Genomic DNA, 24,154 nt, shown 5'->3' on the forward strand with positions numbered 1-24,154 from the left:
ATTGAGGTGATATTCGAACTGGTCTATGGTGGTTCGGCACTCTGGTCCGTCTCATAACAAAACAAGAGAGTCCATATGCCACAGTCATTCGCCGATCCGGGCTTGCATGCGAGCACCATGAAACGGCTCAACATCAAGTTGATTCCGTTCCTGATGCTGCTGTACATGGTCGCCTACATAGACAAGTCGAATATCTCGGTCGCCGCGCTGCAAATGAACGCCGAGTTGGGCCTTACCGCGCAGATGTACGGCATCGGTGTCGGTCTGTTCTTCCTGACCTACATTCTTCTCGAAGTTCCCAGCAGCGTGATTCTCACGCGGGTCGGCGCGCGCCGCTGGATAGCACGCATCATGATCACCTGGGGCATCGTCGCCGCAGGCATGAGCCTGGTGCAGAGCGCCAATCAGCTGTACGGCATGCGCCTGCTGCTCGGGGCGGCCGAGGCCGGTTTCACGCCCGGCATCATTTATTACCTTTCCCAGTGGTACCCGCGCAGTGACCGGGCCAGGGCCATGTCGTTCTTCTATATTGGCGCGGCGCTGGCCTCGGTGATTGGGCTGCCGATGTCCGGAGCTTTCCTGCATCTGGATGGCTACTTTGGTGTCAGCGGCTGGCGCTGGCTGTTTCTGCTGGAAGGGATTCCAGCGGCGGTGCTGGGCATCATCGTGCTGCGCTACCTGCCGGACTCACCGGCTCAAACCCACTGGCTTGAGCCAGATCAGAAAGCCTGGCTGAGTCGCACCATCGCCGCCGAACAGGCCAAGACCCCGGTTTCCCACCACGCGGGGTGGCAGACGGCATTTCGCAGTCGCCAGGTCTGGCTGCTGAGCCTGTTCTGGCTGTTGCAGGCGTTCGGGACCATCGGCATCACCCTGTTTCTGCCCTTGATCGTGAAGTCCGTTTCAGGACAGGCATCGTTCACGGTCAGCGTGCTATCGGCGCTGCCGTTTCTGTTCGCGTGCGTGTTCATGTACTTCAACGGCACGCATTCGGATCGCAGCGGCGAGCGAGGCTGGCATCTGGGCCTGCCATTGATGGTCGCCGGCGGGCTGCTGGCTGCAGCGGTCGCTACCAGTAACTCCTGGCTCGCTTACGTGTTTCTGGTGTTGGCGGTAGGGCTGAACTGGGCCGCCACGCCGGTGTTCTGGGCCACGACCACTGAATACCTGTCAGGCGCCGCGGCCGCAGCCTCGATCGCGCTGATCAACTCCATCGCCAATATTGCAGGCCTGGGCCTTCCGCCGGTGATGGGCTGGATAAAGGACGCCACGCACAATTACGACTATGCGCTGCTGCTGGTGGCCGTGGCGCTGATCGCGGGCGGACTGCTGGGGCTTTACGTGGCCCGCGCACCGCGTTCAGCGCCGCCGCTCGCGGCCACCCCTCCCCAAGAGCTGCAGCAAGCCAAGACACCGTGACAGCGCCCGCTTTCACGCGTTGTTGCGGGTGACAGGTCGGGTTTTCCGAGGACACCTCCGCATTGGGGGTACGACCTCTTCGCGATGAATTCGCGCCCACGGTGGGTTTGTGTGCGGCCTGCAAAATCGGACCGTTCCAAAGCGGCCTTCGCGTTTTCGTCGGTGCGCGGCGTCAGGGCAAGTTTGCCAATCCCGACCGCGGCCGAGCCACATCCTCGCTTGACTATTCTCAGTGCTGATAGGAATAGGCAAGGCTCGCAGACTATCCGGCATAGGTCCTCGGCGGTTGCCGCTCTACCCTGTGCACCCGTCAACCGAGAGGACGTTCCCCCATGAGCAACCACAAAACCCTGTTCATCACCGGCATCAGCAGCGGATTCGGCAAGGCCCTCGCCACCGAGGCGCTGGCTGCCGGGCATCGGGTCATTGGTACGGTGCGCAATGAGGCCGCGATGCAAGCGTTCGAAGCGCTGTCAGCGGAGCGCGCCCACGGGGTCATTCTGGATGTCACCGAGTTTGAACGCATCGACAGCGTGATCGCCGAAATGGAAAGCCGCTACGGTCCGGTGGATGTGCTGGTGAACAACGCCGGCTATGGCCACGAGGGGATTTTCGAAGAGTCGTCGCTGGAGGAAATGCGTCGACAGTTCGACGTCAACGTGTTCGGCGCGGTCGCCGTGACCAAGGCTTTCGTCCCGTACTTTCGCCAACGTCGCAGCGGCCACATCATTAACATCACCTCCATGGGTGGCACCATCACCATGCCGGGCATCGCCTACTATTGCGGCAGCAAGTTCGCGCTGGAAGGGATCTCCGACACGCTGAGCAAGGAACTCAAGCCGTTCAACATTTTCGTCACGGCAGTGGCGCCGGGCTCGTTCCGTACCGACTGGGCCGGCCGCTCGATGCAGCGCACGCCGCGCAGCATTGCCGACTACGATGCCAGCTTCGACCCGGTGCGTAAGGCACGCGAAGAAAAAAGCGGCAAACAGTTGGGCGATCCACAAAAGGCCGCGCAAGCCATGCTGCAGCTGATCGCCAGCCCCAACCCGCCGGCCCACCTGCTACTCGGCAGCGATGCGCTGGGTCTGGTGCGCGACAAACTGGCGCAGTCGCTGCAAGACATCGATCAATGGGAAACGCTGACCCGCTCTACGGATGGTTGAGCGTCACGACGAAGGAGGGGGCACATGGATTACGCTGCAGCGCGTACGCGGCGCATGGTCCAGTTGATGGAACAGCTGGCACCGCTGGAGGGCTATAACCTGAGCCCGTTGGAAGACATACGGTTCTTGCGTTGCAACCGGCCACTGACGCGCACCCCGGTGCTGTATGACCCAGGCATCGTGATCCTCTGTCAGGGGCGCAAGCGTGGCTATTTGGGCGGCGAGGTCTACATTTACGACGCTCAGCACTACCTGGTGGTCTCGGTGCCGGTGCCCTTCACCATGGAAACCGACGCCAGCGAGGAGGAGCCGATGCTGGCCGTTTATCTGCGGCTGGATTTCAAGCTGGCAGGGGAGTTGATCCTGGAGATCGACGAGACCTTTGGTCCAACCCACGCACGGCCCAGGGGCATGTATGCCTCGCCGATGGACGAGATGCTGCGTGAGTCGACCTTGCGCTTTCTCGAAGCGATGAGCCATCCGATCGAAGCGCGGATTCTCGGCCCGTCACTGGTGCGGGAAATCTATTACCGCATCATCGCCGGCGAGCAGGGCGGCTCCATGCGCGCGGCGCTGAACAGGCACGGACACTTCGGCAAAGTGACGCGGGCCATCCGCAAGATCCACAGCTGTTATCAGGAGCGACTGGACGTCGAGGCGCTGGCGCAGGAGGCGAGCATGAGTGTGCCCAATTTCCATTTGCACTTCAGAACCGTCACCGACTCCTCGCCAATGCAATACCTCAAATCGACGCGGCTGCACCAGGCCCGGCTGTTGATGCTGCGCAACAACATGTCAGCGGCATCGGCCGCGTTCGAGGTGGGCTATGAAAGCCCGTCCCAATTCAGTCGCGAGTTCAAACGGTTCTTCGGCCGCACGCCCCATGCGGAAATTGAATGGATGAAGGCCACCTACGCGCTGCCTGCGCCGAGCACGCCCTCGATCTACGTTTCGTCGCACTGACCGGAACCTGATCTGCGCGGCAGGATTGTGGGCGCCTCAACCGCGCTTGCTGCGGTTTAGCTGAAGATGACCGCTGCATCCGGCGCCTTGCCCGTGCCGAAGGATCCGCTGATTCGCCAGTTCGCCACGTCGACCATTACCACCTTGTTCGACTCCAGCGACAGGTACAGCACATCACCGGTCGCGGACAAATTCAGCCCTGGCGCAGCCGCTTCCAGAGGCAGGTGTTTCTCTTCCTTGAGTGTGTCTGGGTTCAGAAGGCTCAGGCTTTTGTCGGCCTGATTCGAAACGACCAGTCGGCCATCGGGGAGGGCGACAATGGGCACCGCTTCGCCGCGCAACGGCACCTGTTGCCGATGCTCGAATGTCGAGGCGTCGAAGGCATGCAGCGTGCCCTTGTAACGGTCGATCACGTAGAACGTCTGCTCATCCGGGCTCAGGCAGGCGCCTTCAGGCGCTTGTCCGACCAGCCGTTTGACCGGTGCGAAGGACGGATCATGAGGATCAAGCATGATGACCATGCCGGACAGCGTGTCTGCCACGTAGGCACGAGTGCCGTCTTTTCTCAGCACGAAGTAGTGACTGCGCGTGCCGCCCACCGGAACGATCTGACTGGGGTACTCGTCGCTCGAGGGATTATCGAAGCGAATCATTACCGAGTCGGTTTCACTCAGCACGTACAGCCGCCCGGAAGTGTCCATGCGGATGCCATGCAGTCGGTGATAGGGCGTGAGGTCGAGCGTGCGGACGACTTTTCGCGCCTGCAAATCGATGACGAAGACCTGATGTCCACCTTCGCCCGGGGCGAGCCACTTTTCGACGCCGTACTGAGCGACATAGGCAAACTTGCCCTGGACGTCGGCGACGATTTCATGAGGCTGGGTGGCGAGCGCGATGTGCGCCAGGGGCTGCCCTTGGGGGAGTTGATAGAAGCTGACGCCAGGGGCCTCTTTTTCCACCAACACCATCACCGGGTCCCGACCCGCTCCCGCAGCGAATGACGGAAGGAACGGCAGCGTGCTGCTGACAGCGATCATCTGGAGCACCTGACGGCGATCAAACTGATTCATGGCTTTTCCTCGAAGGCATGCTTGAAGGCTCTGCAACAAGCATGTGGAGCCTTCAGGCCCGCCATTCGTTTCATTTGAATCAGCCTGCTTTCTGTTCGGAATCACGCTGCGGAACGCGTAACACGACCTTGCCGCGCACGTGCTCTGTTTCGATGAAGTTCAGCGCATGGGCCGCCTCGCGCAACTCGAGGGTCTGGTCGATCACAACCTTCACCTGACCGGAATTGACATACTCGGCGATCTCGCGCAGCTGGTGGCCATCCGGGCGCGCTGTGAAGCGCGTGCCTGTCTTGCCTTGCGCCTGAGGATGATGAGCGTCGGGCATTTCCAGGGTCGAGACCAGCCGTCCGCCTTCACCCAACACTTGCCAGGATCGCGCCTGAGTTTCGCCGCCGATGAGGTCGATCACCAGGTCGAAATCGCGACAGATGTCCTCGAATCTTTCCTGTTTGTAGTCAATGGCCCGATCTACGCCCAGTTCGTTGAGAAATGCCAGGCTGCCGGCCGAGGCGGTGGCGTAGACCTGGGCGCCCTTGGCGCGGGCGAACTGCACCGCGAAATGCCCGACCCCGCCGGTGCCGCCGTGGATCAGCACTTTCTGGCCCCGCTCGAGATGACCGTGCTCCATCAGTGCCTGCCAGGCCGTGTGCGCGGCCAGGGGGATAGCTGCGGCGTGGCGCCAGTCGATGGAGGAGGGAATGATCGCCAGGTGAGCGGAGGGCACCCGCGAGTATTGCGCATACCCGCCGTCAGCACCAATCATGGCGAACACCCGGTTACCGACCTGAAACCTTTCGACACCTTCGCCGACCGCTTCGATCAGACCCGCGACTTCCCGGCCGAGGGTCAGCGGCAACTTGTCAGCCTTGACCTCGGGATACTGGCCGTTGCGGATCTTGAAATCCACCGGGTTTACGCCGACCGCCATGTTGCGGACCAGTACCTCACCGGCCTGGGGTTCGGGGATGCTCACGTCGCTGACGGTCATGGTCTCAGGGCCGCCAAACCGATCGATACGGATGGCAATCATGGCTGCACCTCTTCTTCGGACTCTGAAGCCTTGCCCGGGTCAAGCTTGACTTTGATCCACCCTGACTCGTGCAATTCAAAGGAAGCAAACGCACTGATGGCGTCGGTCAGCGGTTCGCACTGGGTGAGGACCTTGGCTGGATCGACCTTGCCGGCGAGCGTCAGCTCGATCAGTTTCGGGATGTATTTGCGGTGATGGCAATTGCCCATGTTCATGCGGATGTTCTTGTTCATCGCCGCGCCGATGGGAAAGCTGTCGAAACCCGCTGGGTAGACGCCAATGATCGATAGAGTGCCAGCCTTGGCCAGCGCTTCCACAGCCCATTCCAGCGCCTGGGCAGGCGCATCTCCGGGTTGCCATTGCTCGTGACTGTGCGGGTAGCCGCCATGACTGTGATTGGCGTCGATCCCGACGGCGTCGATGGCGCGATCCACCCCGATGTCATCGGTCAGTCGGTTTATCGTGGCAATCGGATCTTCTTCTTCGAAGTTGATGCACTCGGCACCCAGATGGCGGGCGCGTGCCAGCCGGTCGTTCAAACCGTCGATGGCGAAGATCCGCCCGGCGCCCATCAACCTGGCACTGACAATGGCGAACAGACCCACCGGGCCGCAGCCGAACACTGCCACCGTGTCACCGTCTTCGATCTCGGCCATCTGCGCGCCGAACCAGGCCGTCGGAAAGATATCCGACATGGCTATGGCCTGATCATCGGTGATTTCGTGGGGCAGCTTGATCAGACCGATATTGGCAAAGGGAATGCGGGCTTTTTCAGCCTGCAGGCCATCGAACGGCCCGGTGGCCTTGGGCCCGCCAAAAAACGAGGTGCCGGCTCTCTTGCCATTGGGATTGGCGACGTCACATTGCGCGAAATAACCGGCGCGGCAGTAATTGCAGTTCCCGCAGGCGATAGTGGAGGGTATGAGGACACGATCGCCGACCTGAAGATCGCGCACGTCAGCGCCCAGTGATTCGACAATACCGACGCCTTCATGGCCCAGAATCGTACCGCTCTGCATGTCCGGTGCGCTACCGCGAATGAAGTGCAGATCGGTACCGCAGATGGCAGATGCCGTGATTCGAACGATCGCGTCGGTCGGCTGCTGAATGGTCGGTTCGGGCACGTCATCGAGTCTGATGTCGCCGATACCGTGAAATACCACTGCTTTCATAATCCTTCTCCACCTGAGGCTGTATGGCTGATAGGGGGTGGAGACCGGCACACGGCTTTTGGTTTAACCGGGAGGACGGACGGCGCGCTGCGCTCGCCGAACAGCGAGGGCGGCTCATCCGCGATTCACCGCTTGCGAAATTCACAGAACGACGCCGCCTGATCGCCCTCGAAACATTAGGCCTCGACTCATTCGCGGCCATCGGAGGCGCATTATGAACAGTGAATTCGCATCGCAAAGTAATATTCCCGGCCAACCCCTTGAGCCAGGGCGGCCCGACATCATGCCCAACCCTGCGGCTGAAGAAGGCCAGCAACCCTGGAAAGAAGGGGAACAACCACTGGAGGATGACGGTGGGGTTCTGGAGGAAGAGGACATGGGCGACGTTGAGGTCAACAACAGCGTCTCTGGGGAAAATCCACCCCAGCGTTGATCCAGTGCGGTCGCAATGGTCGACAGCCGCAGATCGGTAGCGGACGCATAACCGCTATTGCCACTGCCCGCAAGGCGTACGCACAGGTAATCAGCCTGCAGCGCGGCTTGTCGGCGGTGGTGATTTCAGGGGCATCACCGTCTGCAAGCCGGACTACCACAGAGGTTCGTGGCGCACTCGGGCAAACATCGTTCGCCAGCGAGCCGTTCACCCTTGCGATGCACGTCAGTCGATCCCCACGCAATTACTTGGAACCGACTCATCCGCACCGCTTCTATACGCATGACCGGGCACACCTGACTGGACCCAATGCCGCTGAACCAGGAACCTTCTTGATGAATCTGATTCCCGAGCAACTCCCCGAACGTCGCCGTTTCCTGCGCATCACAGGGTCCGCCGTCGCTGCCGCCAGCCTGTTGGGTTGGGCATCCCACTCGGCTGCCGCTCAGTCTGGCGCCCTGCCGAGTGGGCAAGTGCCTCACCAGCCCGCGGACAAACTGCCGCCCGCTGTCAAGCTTCCTGCCATGCAAGAAGACGAGACCGAGAAATCCGAAATGCCCGTGCAACTGGGCAAGGACGCAAGACTGGGATTGGCGATTGTGGGGCTGGGCCGATTGAGCCTTGAGCAGATCATGCCGGCGCTCGCCAGCTCCAAGCGTTGCAAGGTCACGGCGCTGGTCAGCGGTGACCGCGACAAGGCGCAACGCGTGGCAGCCATGTACGACGTTCCCGAGGCGTCGATTTACAGTTACGACACCTTCGATCAACTGCGCGATAACCCTGATGTCCACGCGGTTTACATCGTCCTGCCCAACGCGCTTCATCGTGAGTTCGTGGTGCGGGCGGCACAGGCAGGCAAGCACGTATTGTGCGAGAAACCCATGGCAACCTCGGTTGCCGATTGCCAGGCGATGATAGATGCGTGCAAGGCGGCCGACCGGCTGCTGATGATCGCCTACCGTATTCAGTACGAACCGCTCAACCGGCAAGTCATGGACTGGGTCCGCGATGGAAAAACCCTGGGCACCATCAAGCTGATCGACATGGCCAACTGTCAGAACCAGTCCCGGGAGAACGTTCACCAGTGGCGTCATGTGAAAGCCTTGGCGGGTGGCGGTGCGCTACCGGATATCGGCTTGTATTGCTTGAACACCGCGCGTTTTCTGCTGGGAGAAGAGCCGGTGGAAGTCTCGGCAAGCCAATACAGCAGCGAAGGTGACCCGCGCTTCAATGAAGTAGAAGAAGCCATACTCTGGCAGATGCGTTTTCCCAGCGGTGTGCGCGTGCAATGCTCCTCGAGCTACGCCACCTTTACTTCAAAGCGTTATCGCGTACTGGGCGAGAAGGGCTGGGCCGACATGGACCCGGCATTCTCGTACGAGGGCCTGCAACTCAAGCGCAGCCGGATCGCCGGTGACACCCGCGAATTCATCGCCCCAGGCATCGAGCAGATTTCCACCAAGGTCAAGAACCAGTTCGCGCTGGAAATGGACCACTTCGCCGAATGCGTCGTCAGTGGCAAGCAGCCGTGGACACCAGGCGAAGAGGGCCTGCAGGACCAACGCATCATGGAAGCGATCTACGAATCGGCCCGTATCGGCAAGCCAGTGCGTCTGGCACAGGTCAAGGGGCCGGATGCCTTTCGTGGCACGTCGCCTTCCAAATCATGAAATGCAATGTTTGAACACTCATCGAGGTAACACGCCATGAAAGCAGCAATCCGCATATTGATCGGCTTGAGTTGTGTCTTGGCGCTGCACGGCTGTTTCGACAATGATCAGAACCAGGACAAAGCCAAGGATCAATCCAAGCCCTCGCTGCAGATGCAGCAGAACGACGAGAAAAAGTAACGAGCTGGGTTCCCGATCGACATCCCAAAAAGTGATGCATCCAGATGCGTGAATGACCGCTTCAACCGACAGGAGCCAGTGAGCGGTCATGCATCTGATAGGCGCACAGGCGTCGCAAATCTAGGGTTTGTCGATTAGCTCTTTAATCGTTCCGGTCGGAATGCTGACCAGTGCGAACTTGCCCTTGATCTGGACCCACTGTTCGTCCTTACCCGGCGCACTCAGGTGCCGCGCCTGCCAGTCGTTGACGGCCAGGCTTGGGCGCTGAAATTCATCAGGCACGTTGTCACCTTTCTTGAGTTGCGTTTCCCCCGCGCCGGGCCGATCCAGTGTGATGCTGGTCTGCTCGGCAGCGAAACTTGCGTTACTTAGCGTGCAACACGCCACGACAGCCAGAACAGAGGTGTGTCGGGCGATCGGGTGCAACGCCGACCAGAGCCGGGCAAACGCCGGACCTGGCCAGAGGAGGGAAGTGCGCTGACTCATGAACCGCTACCGGAGCCACTCGAACCTGAACTCGAACCGGAGCCCGACGGCGATTTATTCCCGGGGCTCGAATTACCACCGCTGCCGGCTTCTCCACCGGAGCCTGGCAACGCGGTGCCAGTGGTGTTGGCGCCATTGGTACCGCTGGCTTTGGGTACGCCGCTGGATGGGCTGCCGCTGGCCGGGGCTGACGGTCCGCTCATGGTGCCGCCGTTGGAAGTACCGCTCGAACTGGAGCCGCTGGTCGCTGCCATCGAGGTTCCCGACAGCGCGCAGGTCAGTGCGGCCAATGCCAGTGCATAACTCAGTTTCTTATTCATGGGGTAAAGCCTCTTCGTCAAAGAACGAGATACAAGGTCTGGCATTGTTGCCAGTCGTTGTAGGGTTCTGACTCATCGGACAGCTACAAAAGTTTTAAAAAATAACGAGTCGGCGATGAACGGTTATGACGCCTTCAGTCAGGCTCGTTGTATGTCCGGTCCGTTTGTGACGGTTCGAGAGGCTTGCTCAGCACCCAGTTCGATCATCACTGCAGGGCGGCGTTGGGCGTTATTCCGCCCGTTGATGCATGGTCGTGCCTATCAAGACCGGAGCATAGTCCCGAGGCAATCGACGTTTCGTTGAGCCTGCGCCATTTATCCGTAGATTTCCCCGCCGAACACGTCCGCCGGACCGCCTTGAAGGGCGGCTGCAGAGAATCCACGCACCCGCATCATTCTCATACCGAACATATTCATATGGTTTATTCCATATAGAGAATGTTATTCCGACGCGGGAATCGTGTTATTCCTGATTCTGACAACGGCGCCGCACGGCTTGCGCAGCCGAAGGACGCTTGAATCCTGGGATAAACATCAGGTGAGAACGGATGAAAAATGGCGTGCTGGATTCACTACGGGTGATTGAGTTTTGCGAAGGCATCGCCGGGTCGGCAGCGGGTTTGCAACTCAGCGAGGCGGGCGCTGAGGTCGTAAAGGTCGAACTGGCCACGCGACCGCTGAAGCGCAGCGGTGCTCTGTTTTCCGTGCTCAACCGGGGCAAGCGCCACGTAACGCTTGCTTCACTCGAAGGTGTCTTGACGTTGCTGGAGAGCGCGGATGTATTGATTCACGAACTCACACCCGCGCAGGCGGCCGCGAACGGGCTGGACGATGCTTCGCTAAAACGGCTTTGTCCTTCACTCGTGGTTTCGGCGATTGGCGGTTGGCCACAGCGCCATGCATTGGCCGAGGCTGTGCCGAGGGAGACGCTGGTGCTGGCGCGCCTTGGCTTGCTGGATGAGCAGCCCGGACATCGCACGGGTCCGGTATTTGTGCGCATGCCTTATGCAAACTGGATCGCCTGCTGGTTATGTGTGGTGGGTGTCATGGCGCGACTGATCGCACGGGACCGTGATGGCCGAGGGGGCGTTGCTCATACCAGCCTGGCGCAGGCGGCACTGGTGCCGATGAGCATGCATTGGGCCAGAGCCGAAACGCCCACGCCGGTATTTGCCAAAGGGCTGGATAAGCATATTCCCATTCCTTTGCATCGCTGCAGCGATGGGCGCTGGCTGCATGTGCATTATTCCCCGGACAAAGCGCCATGGATGGCGAGCGCCCTCGCGCAGCTGGGCCCTGACGAAGTGGCCAGGCTCAATGCGGCCTGGCCCGAGAGCCACGTCGCCCCCAATTTCGGTGCCAACAGGTACGTCTTCGCCATGCGCCCGGCGCAGGAATGGGTGGAGCATCTATGGGAATGGGACGTGGCGGCGCAGATTGCCGCGCCCTTCGGCGCTGTTTATTTCGATGAGCAAGCCAGGGCCAACGGCTATGTCGTCGAGGTAGACGATCCAGTGTTGGGCAGGACCTTACAGCCTGGGCCTTGCTATAGCGTGCAACCGGCCTCAAGGGTGCGAGGTCCCCTACGCTCGACGTGTGAGGACCTCGAGAGCATCGGATTTCGTCCTCCTGTGCCGGTGGCTGTCGACAAGCCAGTCTGCGACCTACCACCGCTGCATGGCTTGAAGGTTCTCGATCTGGGCGCCTATCTGGCCGGGCCGTTCGCCTGCATGTTGCTTGCGGACCTTGGTGCGGATGTGATCAAGGTCGAGGCGCCCACCGGCGATGCCATGCGCCGACTGGAGCGTACGTTCAGCGGCACTCAGCGAGGTAAGCGGGGGGTTGCGCTGAAGCTGGGGGATGCGGCGACGCAACCGGTGGTCGAGGCGCTGGTGCGCTGGGCCGATGTCATCCATCACAACATGCGCCTGCCCGCGGCGCGCAAACTCAAGGTCGACTATGACAGCGCCAAGGCGCTGAATCCGACGCTGCTTTATTGCCACGTCAGCGCCTATGGCCCCAATGGCCCACGTGCGCACTGGCCTGGGTTCGATCAACTCATGCAGGCGTCATCCGGTTGGGAAACGGCACAGGGAGGCGAGGGCAACCCACCCCAATGGCTGCGCTTCGGGGTCGGCGACTTTTTCGCCGGGTTGTCATCGCTGTTTGCGCTGCTGCTGGGTGTTTATGCCCGAAATCGAACGGGAAATGGGCAGATGGTCGCCTCCTCACTGTTGGGGGCGACGCTGTTGACGATGGCCGAGGCCGTGGCCCTGGACGACGGATCGATTACCGAGGTGGATGTACTGGACAGCACGCAGACCGGCGTGAGCACGGTGCATCGGCTGTACTTATGTGGCGATCACACCTGGCTGGCGGTGGCGGCGCTGCAAGACGATGAAGCCCGGCGCCTGCTTGCGTTGCTGGGCGCCGACCCTGGGGCCTGGTTTTTGACCCGCACCCGCAGTCAGGCGATCACGCAACTACAGCGCCACGGTATCAATGTCGAAGCGGTGCGCGAGGCTCAGCTTGACGCATTTCTCGACGACCCGATGCATGCCGCCGCAGGCCTTCACGCTCATTACCCGCATCCGGTGTACGGCCAACTGCAGCAGGTGGGTGGCTTTTGGGACTTTGGCGACTTGCCCCTGGCGCTGGATCGGGCGCCCCCGGCATTGGGGCAGCACAGCCGCGAAGTGCTGATGCAGATGGGCTTTGACGACAGCGAACAGCAGCGCCTGGTCGAGGCCGGGTTGCTGCACCTATGAGTGGCGAGTGGGTTATCGAGAGGACAGCGTGATGCGGGAACTGGATTTCAGCGGTAAGACGGTACTGGTCATTGGCGGCTCCAGCGGTATCGGTAATGGCATCGCGCGAGGCTTTCTGGAACGCGGTGCCGAGGTTCACGTGTGGGGAACCCGCGCCTGCGCCGACGATTACGCCGATTCGCCCGACTCTGACCTTGAAGGGTTGCATTACCTCCAGGTCGACGTAGCTCAGGCGGCGCAGATCGACGCCGCTCCCACACCATTCGAGCGGCTGGATGTGTTGGTCCAGGCGCAGGGTACGGTGCTGTACGACCGGCAGGAGTTCGAGCCTGAAGGCTTTCGTCGCGTGCTCGACGTCAACCTCGTCAGCCTGATGATCTGTGCCCGCAAACTCTACCCGCAACTCAAGGCCTGCCGGGGCGCGATGATCATCATCAGCTCCGCTGCGGCGTTTCATTCGACTCGCGGCAATCCGGCCTATAACGCCTCGAAAACCGGCGCATTCGGGCTTACCCGCACCCTGGGCGAGGCTTGGGCACGAGACGGCATTCGGGTGAACGGCATTGCGCCGGGCCTGGTGCAGAGCAAGTTGACACGCATTACCACCGACCATCCCGATCGCCTTGAAAACGCCCTGCGTGGCATCCCTCTGGGACGTCTGGGGACGCCACAGGACATGGCCAATGTGGCGCTTTTCCTCGCGTCACCCCTGGCCGGCTACATGCTCGGTCAGACGTTGCTGGTCGATGGCGGGATGCTCCTGGCTTGACGCTCGATTCCGAACAGACGATTCCGAACAGACAAGGAGGGCCCATGGCCTGGGATTTTGAAACCGATGCCGACTTTCAGGCGGAACTGGATTGGATCGACCATTTCGTTCGCGAAGAAGTCGAGCCCCTGGAGCATGTGTTGGGCAGCCCCTGGGATATTCACGATCGGCTGTTCAAGTCGCTCGTTCCACCTCTCCAGGCGCAGGTACGCGAACGCGGCTTCTGGGCCTGTCATTTGGGGCCTGAACTGGGGGGAGCCGGTTACGGGCAAGTTCGTCTGGCGCTGATCAACGAGATTCTGGGTCGCGCAGCGTTCGCGCCTATCGTCTTCGGCTGTCAGGCGCCCGATTCCGGTAACGGCGAGATCCTTGCGCATTTTGGTAATGCCGAACAGAAGCGCCGGTATTTGCAACCGCTGCTCGATGGCACCGTGGTGTCCTGCTTCGCCATGACCGAACCCCAGGGCGGCGCGGACCCGAACGTGTTCACCACGCGGGCCACACGTGAGGGCGATCATTGGGTGCTCACGGGTGAGAAATGGTTCGCCTCCAATGCCCGGTACGCGGCATTTCTCATTGTCATGGCCGTCACCGATCCTGCGCTCGGCGCTCACGGTGGGATGTCGATGTTCATCGTCCCGGCCGATGCACCGGGGTTGATCATCGAGCGCAATGTGGGTATCGCCGACGATCCGCAGGCCACCCACGCGTACCTGAGATTCGACAATGTGCGGATTCCCGCCGACAGCATGTTGGGCGCACCAGGCCAGGCCTTCGTCGTGGCGCAGGTCCGATTGGGCGGGGGGCGCGTGCATCATGCGATGCGCGTCATCGGCCAGGCACGCAAGGCGCTCGACGCCATGTGCCAACGAGCACTGTCGCGCAGTACACAGGGCAGTCCGCTGGCTGACAAGCAGATGGTCCAGGAGAAGATTGCCGATTCCTGGATCGAGCTGGAACAGTTTCGCTTGCTGGTCATGCGCACGGCTTGGCGCATCGACAAATATCAGGACTACCTGAAGGTCCGCAAAGACATCGCGGCCGTCAAGGCTGCCATGCCCAGGGTTCTGCACGACATCGCGGCGCGGGCGTTGCAGATTCACGGGTGTCTGGGGGTGAGCGACGAGATGCCGTTCGCGGGGCTGATCATCCGCTCTTTTCAGATGGGCCTGGCGGATGGTCCGACCGAGGTTCATAAAATCACCCTGGCCAGACAGCTGCTGCGCGACTACAGCCCTGAACCCGAGATGTTCCCGGCGTATCACCGGCCGACCGCCGCACGGGCCGCACGGGAGAAGTTTCACGACGCGTTACAGCCCTTGCCGCTTGCAGGCGGTGATGCATGAGCGGCGCAGATTGGGAGACATTGGTCGATGTACAGCGGCTCGCCGCCTGGATGGACCTGAGAGGCTTGGGCAGTGGCCCCATCGAGCACCCACGGCGCCTGGCCGGAGGAACGCAGAATCTGCTGTTGCATTTTCGCCGCGCAGGCCGTGATTACGTATTGCGTCGCCCGCCGCTGCATCCTCGTCAGGACGGTAGCAAAACCATCGCTCGCGAAGCCCGGGTGCTCGGGGCGCTGGCCGGTACGTCGGTGCCCCATGCGGCGTTGATCGCAGCCTGTGATGACGCGTCCGTTCTGGGGGCCGGCTTTTATCTCATGGAGCCCGTCGCGGGGTTCAATGCTTCGGCGGCAATGCCCGCCCTGCACGCCAGCGATCCAGGTATCCGTCGGCAAATGGGCTACGCCATGGTCGACGCGCTGCTCAGGCTTGGCGAGGTGGATTATCGGCGGGTCGGTCTTGAAGGATTCGGTAAACCCGAGGGGTTCCTGCAGCGGCAGGTGTCGCGCTGGCTGTCGCAGCTGGAGGGCTATCGCGATTATCAAGGTTGGCCCGGTGCCGAGCGCCTGCCCGGCGTGAGGACCATCGCTCGATGGTTGGAGCAGCACTGCCCGACGCAGTTTTCTCCCGGAATCCTGCACGGCGATTACCACCTGAACAATGTGATGTTCAGTCAGGGCACCCCCCAGGTGGCCGCCATTGTCGATTGGGAACTGGCCACGATTGGCGATCCCTTGCTCGACCTTGGCTGGCTGCTGGTGACCTGGCCTGGCGCGGATGGCCGGGGCGCCGGAACCATCCATGTGCAGCCCTGGGAAGGTTTTCCGACCGCGCAAGCGTTGATCGAGCGTTATCGCAGCGGCACAGCACGCAGCCTCATCGATCTGAATTGGTACATCGTGCTGGCCGGCTTCAAGCTCGGTATTTTGCTGGAAGGCAGCTATGCAAGAGCGTGTGCGGGCAAATCAGCCATGGAAACCGCATTGACCCATCACGCCTGCGCCGTGCGTCTTTTCGAGCAGACACAGGCGCGGCTGGCCAACGACTCATGAAGCGATCCAATGGAGGCAGGTAAATGGCAAACGGCAGACAGCTCGATGGCAAGAAAATCGTCGTCACGGGTGGCGCCCGGGGCATCGGCGCGGCAGTGGTCAGCGCATATGTGGAGCAGGGGGGGCAGGTCGTCAGCCTGGACATCGGTAACCACGCCAATGTGGAGGACCCACAAGGCCCCGGCCGGGTCTTTCATCGCCATTGCGATATCGCCCAGAGCCAGTCGGTTGACGAGGCCTTTGCCTGGGCTGCGCAGCGACTGGGCGGCCTGGATGTGCTCGTTCATGCGGCCGGTATCGCACCAAACGCCCAGGCGCAGGACATCGAGCTGGATCAATGGGAGCAGGTCTTTGCCGTGAATGCCAGGGGCACGTTCCTGACCAATCGGGCAGCGTATGGGCTGATGCAACATTCGGGCGGCCGGATCATCAATTTCGCTTCTGCCGCCGGCGTGATGGGCCAACCGGGCAAGGCGCACTATGCCGCGAGCAAAGGTGCGGTGCTGGCCTGGACACGCACGGTCGCCCGCGAGTGGGGGCCGCTGGGAATTACCGTCAACGCCATTGCCCCCGCCATGTGGACGCCGATGTACGATGCGACGCGAGCGAGCATGAACCCGCAGCAGCTGCAGCAGCATGACGCCTTCATGGCGACGCATATACCGCTGGGCGGTCGTCTGGGTGATCCGCGAAACGATCTGGCGCCCATGTTGGTTTTTCTGGCAGGCGATGGGGCGCGTTTCATCACCGGTCAGACCCTGGCCGTGGACGGCGGCATGCTAATGCTCAGTTGAGCCTGCATCCGCTCTGATGGAAGAGGGCAGCAGCACGGCATGGATCATTTTGGTATGCAACCCCACGGCGGCTGTCAGGGAGGGCGTGTGGCCAGGGCTGTGCCAGCTGCTGATTTCGTTGAGCATCGCCAGCATGCACGGCACCATCGTCTGAATCTGAACTTTGACGAAGCGCCCCTGGTCCATGCCTGCTTGCAGGATGGCGCCGAGCCGCCTGGCGGTGTCATCGCGCAGGGCCTGGATCAGGAGCCGTTGATCGGTCGTGAGGCAGCGATATTCCAGACGCGCAAGCAGCCAGCGTTGCCGGTGTTCGGAGGTAAACGTCACATGGGCCCGAATGAACGCGTTCAAAGCCTTGAGCGGATCGCCCAGGATGACGCGATTGCCCGGCAGCGCAAGCAGCAATTCGGTTTCATATCTCTCGATCAACTCGAACAGCAGCGCATCCTTGCTCTCGATATGGTTGTACAGCGAGCCGGCTTGCATGCCGACTGCCGTCGCCAACTGACGGAGGCTCACGGAATGAAACCCGTGATCGACAAACAGCTGCAGGGCGGTCGTGCGGATATGTTCGTGGGGCGAAGGTGGAGCATCGCTGTGCATGACGTCGAACGCGGCGAGAGCCTGCATGATTTTCACCTCGAAATGAGCCAGGGATCTGCGCGCCAGCCGGCCTGAACGTGGCCGGTCTGACGCGACATAAATTACAACTGGGTGACGCGGATCCGGGCAGGTTGGACTTCGATCACACCGCCGGCTTCTGCTGGCGCTACCTTGCCATGCCATTGCTCCAGCAAGCCTGCCAGACGCTGCCGCGCGTGGCCCAAATAACGTTCCCGCACCGGGCCATAACCACGCACCGCGTCCGGCAACTCGGCCAGGGCGACCGCCAACCCGAGGTTGTCAGCGTTCAGGCGGCGCAACAGTTCATCGAGCAGGGACTCGTAATCGGCCAGCCATTGCAGGTCGATTTTCCGCTCATGGGTACGGCCGAAAGGGTCCAGCCAGGTATTGCGCAGGCATTTGAGTCTTGCCAGCACCTTGAGTCCCTTGAGCATCCAGGGCCCATAACTGCTTTTGCGCGGGGCGATGCCCTCGACCGTCTTGTGCAACAACGGTGGTGCCAGATGGAAGCGCAGGCTGTAATCACCCTCGAATGCGACGTCCACCTGCTTGAGGAAATCGCCATTGCTGTACAGCCGTGCGACTTCGTATTCGTCCTTGATTGCCAGCACCTTGAAGTAGTAGCGAGCGACCGCTTCGGTCAATGCACCGGGTTTGCCCTGAAGTGCGGTCTCGGCCTGACTGAAGCGCTCCACGCGCCGACGATAGCGCGTGGCGTAGGCGGCATTCTGATACGCGGTCAGGTAGTCGGTGCGGCGGTCGATGCGTTGCTCGAGGGTTTGCGACAGCTCGCGATCGGAGCCCTGTACCTTGAGCGCATCGAGTCGTGAAATCAGCCGCGGCATATCCACCGCTGCGCGTCGGCCCCAGAGAAACGCCATGCGATTGAACTCCACCGCCGTGCCATTGAGCTCGATGGCCTGCATCAAAGACGGCTCTGCAACGGGAAGCCAGCCTTTCTGAAACGCAAAACCGAGCATGAAGGTGTTGGTGGCAATGGAGTCGCCAAGCAACGCGGTCGCGAGCCGACTGGCATCGACGAACACAGCGTGTTGTGCGCCGACTGCGTCACTGATCTGCCGCGACATGTCGGGGGTGCGGAATACAGGATCGGGATGGTTGAGCAGGTCGCCGGTTTCCGCCTGTCTGGCAAAGCTGCGGACAAATGCGCTGGTAACGCTTTGCTCGGAGTTGACCACCGCGTGAGTCACGCCTTGACGCAGCTTGACCAGCGTTTCGGCGTTGGCACTGACCACCAGGTCGCAACCGAGCAGCAAATCCGCTTCGCCCTCGGCAATGCGCGGCGCATACAGTTGTTCCTGGCGTTGGGCGATACGGATGTGCGACCACACCGCGCCGCCTTTTTGCGCCATGCCGGCCATGTCCAGATTCAGTACACCCTTGCCTTCGATAAAAGCAGCCATGCCCAGCAAAGCGCCGATGGTTACCACGCCGGTGCCACCAACACCGGTTACCAGAATGCTGTAGGGCTGATCGAGCGCCTGTAAAGCCGGCTCGGGCAGGTCCCAGTGCTCTTCGGCGGTGTGGGCCAGCGCTTTGGGCTTGCGCGGTTTTCCACCTTCCACCGTGACAAAGCTTGGGCAAAACCCCGACAGGCATGAGAAGTCCTTGTTACAAGACGACTGGTCTATTTCCCGCTTGCGACCGAATTCGGTTTCAACCGGCACCACCGACATGCAGTTGGACTGGCTGCTGCAGTCGCCGCATCCCTCGCACACGGACTCATTGATAAGCACCCGACGCGCAGGATCAGGGAACTTGCCACGCTTGCGACGACGACGTTTTTCGGCAGCACAGGTCTGATCGTAAATCAGCACGGAAACGAGCGGGTATTCCCTGAGTTGCTGCTGGATCTCGTCCATTCGGTCGCGATGATAGACCGGCACATCCGGCGCCAGATCGGTGACGTTTTCATAGCGTTCAGGCTCGTCGGTGACCACGACGATGCGCTGCACCCCCTCGGCGGCCAGTTGACGGCTGATCCGGGACACGCTCAGGGTGCCGTCGACAGGCTGGCCGCCGGTCATGGCCACAGCATCGTTGTAGAGAATCTTGTAGGTGATGGGCACCTGTGCCGCGACTGCCGCACGAATCGCCAACAGCCCAGAATGAAAGTAAGTGCCATCGCCCAGATTGGCGAACACATGACGCGTACGGGTGAACGGCGCCTGACCAATCCATGCCGCGCCTTCGCCGCCCATCTGGCTGAATGTCTGGGTTTGCGGGTAGATCCACGCGGCCATGTAATGGCAGCCGATTCCGGCCAGGGCGCGGCTGCCTTCGGGGACCTTGGTTGAAGTGTTGTGCGGACAACCCGAGCAGTAATGGGGGACGCGCTCCATGAGGTTGGCGGGCGCACTGCAGTTGGCCAGTTGCGCGTCGAGCACGGCCAGACTCACCTGCAACGGACCACTTGGATGCACGCGCAATATACGCCGAGCCAGCGCGCGGGCGATCTGCGAGGGCGTCAGCTCACCCACAGCGGGGAGCAGCCAGCCGGTGTGCGGCAGGCTCCATTCGCCCTTGTCATCGAACTTGCCGACGATGCGCGGCCGAACGTCCTCGCGCCAGTTGTACAGTTCTTCCTTGAGCTGGTATTCCAGCAGGTGGCGTTTCTCTTCGACCACGATGATTTCTTCAAGCCCTTGAGCGAACTGCCGGACACCTTCGGCATCCAGCGGCCAGATCATCCCCACCTTGTAGACCCGCAGTCCGATCTGCTGGGCAAGTTCTTCGTCGATGCCCAGCATTTTCAGCGCCTGACACACATCCAGGTACGACTTGCCAGAGGTGATGATGCCGATGCGAGGTTTCGCGGCGTCCATCACGACCCGATCGAGCCGGTTTGCGCGCGCATAGGCCAGCGCCGCATATAGCTTGTGCTCCAGCAGGCGCTTTTCCTGGGCCAGTGGCGGGTCTGGCCAGCGGATGTTGAGGCCGCCTTCGGGCAGCGGAATGTCCGGAATGATCGGTTGTACGCGCTCCGGATCAAGGTCGACGATGGCGGCGCTTTCCACGGTATCGGCCACCGCCTTGAGAGCCACCCAGCATCCGGAATAACGCGACATGGCCCAGCCATGCAGTCCGTAATCGAGATACTCCTGAACGCCTGAAGGCGCCAGCACCGGCATCATGACCGCCTTGAAAATATGTTCGGTCTGATGGGGCAGTGACGAACTGCGCGCGCCGTGGTCGTCTCCGGCCACCGCCAGCACGCCGCCAAATCTGGAGGTGCCGGCAGCATTGGCGTGACGGAATACATCGCCGCAACGATCGACGCCGGGGCCTTTGCCGTACCACATGCCGAATACACCATCGTAGGTTGCGCCTTCGAAGATGCTGACCTGCTGGGTGCCCCACACCGAGGTCGCCGCGAGGTCTTCGTTGACCCCCGGATTGAACACGGTGTGGTGGGCCTTGAGGTGATCGCGAGCCTTCCACAGCGCCTGATCGAATCCGCCCAGTGGTGAGCCGCGATAGCCGGAAATGAACCCGGCAGTGTTCAGGCCGTTGGCAAGGTCACGCTGACGCTGCATCAACGGCAGACGCACCAGCGCCTGTACGCCGGTAAGCAGAACCTTGCCGGTGAGCTGAACATATTTGTCTTCCAGGGACGGTGCTGCGGACATGGCGTTCTCCGGTCTTGTTATACGTGTGCCTTCAAGGGCACAGCTGTTATGGCGAAGAGTCTGGCGATGGAGGGGTGAATCGTAAAATCACAAAATTGCGCCAGTGCTATTTGAAAAACGGATACCTCAAGCAACGAGCCTAACGTAGCGCATTAAAATATGAGACACAATCTAGAAATCTGTTCTACTATTGCGCTCGAATCGATTGCTGACTACAACAATAAAAGGAGTCCGATCCATGCGTGCTGCTGTCATTCACGAACGCAATGCCCCACCTGTCGTCGAGGACTTTCCTGAGCCGCAGCCGCAGGACGGTTGTGTGTTGATCGATCTGGACACCGCCGGCCTGGGTGGTTGGGATGTGCTTGGGGCCTATCGATTGGGCGTCAGTTACCCCTGCGTCATACGAGGCGAAGGAGTCGGGCGTACGGCGGACGGCAAACGCGTGTATTTCGGAGAGCGCTCGGTGCAGCCGTTCGGTGCCTGGGCCGAGCGCACGCTGGTGCCGGCCGAAGAGGTCTGGGATGTGCCGGACGATGTGGATGACAGGACTGCGATCAGCATGGGTATCGCCGCAACCGGCGCGGTAGTGCCACTGGAGCTGGCCAACATTCAAAAGGGCGAAAAAGTGCTGATTCTGGGCGCGACCGGAACCCTGGGCTTGATCGCCTTGCAATTGGCGCGTTCGCTGGGCGCCGGGCGCGTCGTGGGCGCCGCCCGGTCGGCGGAGGCGCTGGCGAGTCTGAAAGCCCGAGGCTTTGCCGATGAAGTCGTGCGCCTGGGCGGCGACGATGACAGCGCGGCCCTGAAAGAGGCCGCTGATGGCGGGTTCGATGTGGTTCTCGATCTGGTCTGCGGTCAGCCACTGTTGTCCTCGCTCAAAGCCACCCATCGCGGCGCGCGGATCATGACGATCGGCACCGGCGCTGGACGCAAGATCGAACTGGATATCGCTGATCTGCTGTTTCGCAACCTGTCATGCATCGGCACCGGCCAACGTCCGCCGGCTGATCGTCGGCAGATATGGGAGCGCTTGTTGCGCACCGCGCGCGAGCAGCAGATTCACGTCGATTACGCCGATTACACCCTTGAGCAAGCCGGGCAAGCCTGGGCCGACCAGCTCAAAGGTCCGCACGCCAAGATCACTGCGCGTATCCGCGGCTGATCGATGGCGCGAACCCGCGACATCTCCCTGCGTCAGCTGCGCTATTTCGTGGCCGCAGCCGACGAGGGTCAATTTTCCCAGGCGGCTCTGAGAGTGCATGTCTCTCAGTCGGCGGTGACCGCGGCGGTGCTGCAGTTGGAGGAAGTGCTGGGCGTCAGTCTGTTTGATCGCTTGCCTCACGGTGTCGCGCTGACCGCCGAAGGGCATAAGTTCGTGCAGCACGCGCGGCATGTTCTCGAGACGCTTCAGGATGCCTTGAGCGAACCGCTGTTTCTCAGTCACGCCATCAGCGGAAGCGTGCGGGTCGGGGCTTCGTACACTGTGCTTGGGTATTTCCTGCCCTCGCTGTTGGCAAGATTCAAGCGCAGCTATCCGCAGATCGAGATTGACCTGCTGGACCTTGACCGGGTGAGCATCGAGAGCGCGGTCGCGCAGGGCAGTCTGGATCTGGGGTTGGCCATCGTCTCGAATACGCAAAATCTGCATCTTTTTGAACACCGCGTGTTGATTCGTTCACCCAGGCGCCTCTGGCTATCGAGTCAGCACCCATTGGCAAGCGCGGCCAGCCTGTGTCTGGCTGATGTCGCGGAGCATGCCTACATCCTCGCCACGGTGGACGAGGGCGATGTGTCCACGGCGCGCTATTGGCAGGAGAAGGCGCTGACCCCGCGAGTAGCGTTTCGTACCTCATCGATGGAAGCGCTGCGCGGCTTGGTGGCTCACGGGTTCGGGGTGACCATCCTCTCCGACATGCTCTATCGGGCCTGGTCGCTGGAGGGCAAGAAAATCGACATCCGTCCATTGGCTGACGCGATTCCGCCCATGGAACTCGGGCTGCTCTGGCACCCGCGCAAACACCTGAGCGAGCCTGCCCAGGCATTCCGGCAGTTCCTGATCACCGCCTGTGCCGGCTGACCCGCCAACTCGCGGTTCCGTCAGCGCCTGACGCTCCAATGCCAGGTATTTACCGTGACGCTGCATCACTACAACAACAAGGAGAGCACCATGCTGATCGATGTCCATGCCCATTTGCTGACCAAGGGAATGCTCAACCAACACGAATTCTGGGGGCCGTTCATGAAAACCCAGGGCCTGACGGTGGGGCATTTTTCACTCGGTACCAAGCAGCCGACCAAGGCTGCTACGCACGAAGAAGCCGAGGCCAATCTGCTCGGCCGGATGACCCATGCCAGCAGGCGCGCGCTCATGGCCGAGCGCGGCGTCGACAAGCTCGTACTGTCCACGCCGTCCCATGCATTCATGTACTGGGCAGGAGAGTTCGGCACTGAATACGCGAAAACCTGCAATGACGAAATGGCTGCGTTCTGCCGCGCCGATCCGGATCATTTCGATTTCTGGTGCCACGCCAACCTGGCAGAACCCGAAGCGGCTGCCCGGGAGATCGATCGGGCGGTCAGGGTGCTGGGTGCCAAGGGTGTCTGTGTCGGCGGGGCGAATTTCAATGGGTTGCAAGCCCATGATGAAAAACTGTTTCCGGTCTGGGAAAAGCTGTCGCAGCTGGATGTGCCGATCATGGTGCACGGCTATAACCAGTCGATCTGGCTGGGCGAGCGGCACACCGAGGACAGGTTCGAAACCAGTTCGATCGTTGGCGACTGCGTCGATGAGACCCTGTTTTTCTGGTACCTGATCAACGGCGGAGCGCTGGATGTCTTCCCCAATCTGAAAACCTATATCACCCACGCAGGCGGTATGGCGGTGTTCCAACTGGGGCGACTGAGCGAACTCAATCGGGCCATGGCACCGGACTCGCGGAACAAGCGACCCTTGATGGAGTACATGGACAACTTCTACTTCGACCTGGATGTCCACGCGCCGGCTCTGCGTCGTGGTGTCGCGGAAGTGGTGGGCAGCGACCGGCTGCTCTATGGCACCAACTTTGGAGGCGCATACGATCACGGTGACTTGACCGAAGGCCTCGGCCTGAGCCAGGACGAGCGCGAGCGCATTCGCAGTGGTAATGCGATCCAGTTGCTGAAACTGAGTGTGGCTGCGCCTGTGATCTGAGTTGGCAGGCATTTAGCAGGCATTTAGCGGGCCTCCGCGGCAGGCGGCCCGC

The 24,154-nt window shown here is 61.2% G+C and carries 21 protein-coding genes; 14 read left to right on the forward strand and 7 right to left on the reverse strand.

Features of this window, described 5'->3' with window-relative positions:
* The first annotated feature begins 75 nt into the window (after positions 1-75).
* The 3 genes from CE491_RS21315 (at position 76) to CE491_RS21325 (ending at position 3,548) form a co-directional block, all read left to right on the forward strand.
* Positions 76-1,419 carry an MFS transporter gene (locus CE491_RS21315; RefSeq protein WP_110950324.1) on the forward strand — a complete coding sequence of 448 codons (1,344 nt, stop codon included), beginning with the start codon at positions 76-78 and terminating at the stop codon, positions 1,417-1,419.
* 332 nt (positions 1,420-1,751) lie between these two features.
* Positions 1,752-2,585: an oxidoreductase gene (locus CE491_RS21320; protein ID WP_110950325.1), complete on the forward strand. Its 834-nt coding sequence runs from the start codon at positions 1,752-1,754 to the stop codon at positions 2,583-2,585.
* A 24-nt stretch (positions 2,586-2,609) separates the two neighbouring features.
* Positions 2,610-3,548 (forward strand): AraC family transcriptional regulator, encoded by a 939-nt coding sequence (locus tag CE491_RS21325; protein WP_110950326.1) that lies wholly within the window; start codon positions 2,610-2,612, stop codon positions 3,546-3,548.
* 56 nt (positions 3,549-3,604) lie between these two features.
* On the opposite strand, the gene CE491_RS21330 is transcribed toward CE491_RS21325, so the two are convergent.
* From CE491_RS21330 to CE491_RS21340, 3 genes are all read right to left on the reverse strand, one after another.
* Positions 3,605-4,618: a lactonase family protein gene (locus CE491_RS21330; RefSeq protein WP_234407643.1), complete on the reverse strand. Its 1,014-nt coding sequence runs from the start codon at positions 4,616-4,618 to the stop codon at positions 3,605-3,607.
* Between the two features lie 79 nt (positions 4,619-4,697).
* On the reverse strand, positions 4,698-5,648 hold the full coding sequence (locus tag CE491_RS21335; protein ID WP_110950327.1) for an NADP-dependent oxidoreductase: 951 nt from the start codon (positions 5,646-5,648) through the stop codon (positions 4,698-4,700).
* Positions 5,645-6,820 (reverse strand): zinc-dependent alcohol dehydrogenase, encoded by a 1,176-nt coding sequence (locus CE491_RS21340; protein WP_110950328.1) that lies wholly within the window; start codon positions 6,818-6,820, stop codon positions 5,645-5,647. Before CE491_RS21340 ends, CE491_RS21335 begins: the two co-directional genes overlap by 4 nt.
* 214 nt (positions 6,821-7,034) lie before the next feature.
* On the opposite strand from CE491_RS21340, the gene CE491_RS21350 reads away from it, so the two are divergent.
* The 3 genes from CE491_RS21350 (at position 7,035) to CE491_RS30365 (ending at position 9,103) form a co-directional block, all read left to right on the forward strand.
* On the forward strand, positions 7,035-7,253 hold the full coding sequence (locus CE491_RS21350) for a hypothetical protein (protein ID WP_110950330.1): 219 nt from the start codon (positions 7,035-7,037) through the stop codon (positions 7,251-7,253).
* Between the two features lie 335 nt (positions 7,254-7,588).
* On the forward strand, positions 7,589-8,923 hold the full coding sequence (locus CE491_RS21355; protein ID WP_110950331.1) for a Gfo/Idh/MocA family protein: 1,335 nt from the start codon (positions 7,589-7,591) through the stop codon (positions 8,921-8,923).
* Positions 8,924-8,959: 36 nt separating this feature from the next.
* The gene (locus tag CE491_RS30365; protein ID WP_199885201.1) at positions 8,960-9,103 is read left to right on the forward strand and encodes a hypothetical protein; all 144 of its coding nucleotides are present in this window, start codon (positions 8,960-8,962) and stop codon (positions 9,101-9,103) included.
* Positions 9,104-9,223: 120 nt separating this feature from the next.
* Here CE491_RS30365 and CE491_RS21360 read toward each other — a convergent pair whose 3' ends face one another.
* Both CE491_RS21360 and CE491_RS30370 read right to left on the reverse strand, forming a co-directional pair.
* The gene (locus tag CE491_RS21360) at positions 9,224-9,589 is read right to left on the reverse strand and encodes an RcnB family protein (protein ID WP_110950332.1); all 366 of its coding nucleotides are present in this window, start codon (positions 9,587-9,589) and stop codon (positions 9,224-9,226) included.
* A complete protein-coding gene (locus tag CE491_RS30370; protein ID WP_199885202.1) occupies positions 9,586-9,909 on the reverse strand; it encodes a hypothetical protein in 324 nt (107 codons plus the stop codon). The genes CE491_RS21360 and CE491_RS30370 overlap by 4 nt, the downstream gene beginning before the upstream one ends.
* Before the next feature lie 548 nt (positions 9,910-10,457).
* Here CE491_RS30370 and CE491_RS21370 point away from each other — a divergent pair.
* From CE491_RS21370 to CE491_RS21390, 5 genes are read left to right on the forward strand one after another with little or no spacing between them, the layout of a single operon-like run.
* Positions 10,458-12,677, forward strand: a complete 2,220-nt coding sequence (locus CE491_RS21370; RefSeq protein ID WP_110950334.1) for a CoA transferase — start codon at positions 10,458-10,460, stop codon at positions 12,675-12,677.
* Positions 12,678-12,708: 31 nt separating this feature from the next.
* Positions 12,709-13,446, forward strand: a complete 738-nt coding sequence (locus CE491_RS21375; protein WP_110950335.1) for an SDR family NAD(P)-dependent oxidoreductase — start codon at positions 12,709-12,711, stop codon at positions 13,444-13,446.
* 44 nt (positions 13,447-13,490) lie between these two features.
* The gene (locus tag CE491_RS21380; RefSeq protein ID WP_110950336.1) at positions 13,491-14,792 is read left to right on the forward strand and encodes an acyl-CoA dehydrogenase family protein; all 1,302 of its coding nucleotides are present in this window, start codon (positions 13,491-13,493) and stop codon (positions 14,790-14,792) included.
* The gene (locus CE491_RS21385; RefSeq protein ID WP_110950337.1) at positions 14,789-15,841 is read left to right on the forward strand and encodes a phosphotransferase family protein; all 1,053 of its coding nucleotides are present in this window, start codon (positions 14,789-14,791) and stop codon (positions 15,839-15,841) included. Before CE491_RS21380 ends, CE491_RS21385 begins: the two co-directional genes overlap by 4 nt.
* A 23-nt stretch (positions 15,842-15,864) precedes the next feature.
* The gene (locus CE491_RS21390; protein ID WP_110950338.1) at positions 15,865-16,635 is read left to right on the forward strand and encodes an SDR family NAD(P)-dependent oxidoreductase; all 771 of its coding nucleotides are present in this window, start codon (positions 15,865-15,867) and stop codon (positions 16,633-16,635) included.
* On the opposite strand, the gene CE491_RS21395 is transcribed toward CE491_RS21390, so the two are convergent.
* Together CE491_RS21395 and CE491_RS21400 are read right to left on the reverse strand one after the other, a co-directional pair.
* On the reverse strand, positions 16,621-17,265 hold the full coding sequence (locus tag CE491_RS21395) for a TetR/AcrR family transcriptional regulator (RefSeq protein ID WP_199885203.1): 645 nt from the start codon (positions 17,263-17,265) through the stop codon (positions 16,621-16,623). The genes CE491_RS21390 and CE491_RS21395 overlap by 15 nt on opposite strands.
* Positions 17,266-17,339: 74 nt before the next feature.
* The gene (locus tag CE491_RS21400) at positions 17,340-20,909 is read right to left on the reverse strand and encodes an indolepyruvate ferredoxin oxidoreductase family protein (protein WP_110950340.1); all 3,570 of its coding nucleotides are present in this window, start codon (positions 20,907-20,909) and stop codon (positions 17,340-17,342) included.
* Positions 20,910-21,147: 238 nt separating this feature from the next.
* On the opposite strand from CE491_RS21400, the gene CE491_RS21405 reads away from it, so the two are divergent.
* From CE491_RS21405 to CE491_RS21415, 3 genes are all read left to right on the forward strand, one after another.
* Positions 21,148-22,074 carry a quinone oxidoreductase family protein gene (locus tag CE491_RS21405; RefSeq protein ID WP_110950341.1) on the forward strand — a complete coding sequence of 309 codons (927 nt, stop codon included), beginning with the start codon at positions 21,148-21,150 and terminating at the stop codon, positions 22,072-22,074.
* Between the two features lie 3 nt (positions 22,075-22,077).
* A complete protein-coding gene (locus CE491_RS21410) occupies positions 22,078-22,989 on the forward strand; it encodes a LysR family transcriptional regulator (protein WP_110950342.1) in 912 nt (303 codons plus the stop codon).
* Positions 22,990-23,079: 90 nt separating this feature from the next.
* Positions 23,080-24,102: an amidohydrolase family protein gene (locus CE491_RS21415; RefSeq protein ID WP_110950407.1), complete on the forward strand. Its 1,023-nt coding sequence runs from the start codon at positions 23,080-23,082 to the stop codon at positions 24,100-24,102.
* Positions 24,103-24,154 lie beyond the last annotated feature (52 nt).

The organism is Pseudomonas bohemica (assembly GCF_002934685.1).
Lineage (GTDB): Bacteria > Pseudomonadota > Gammaproteobacteria > Pseudomonadales > Pseudomonadaceae > Aquipseudomonas > Aquipseudomonas bohemica.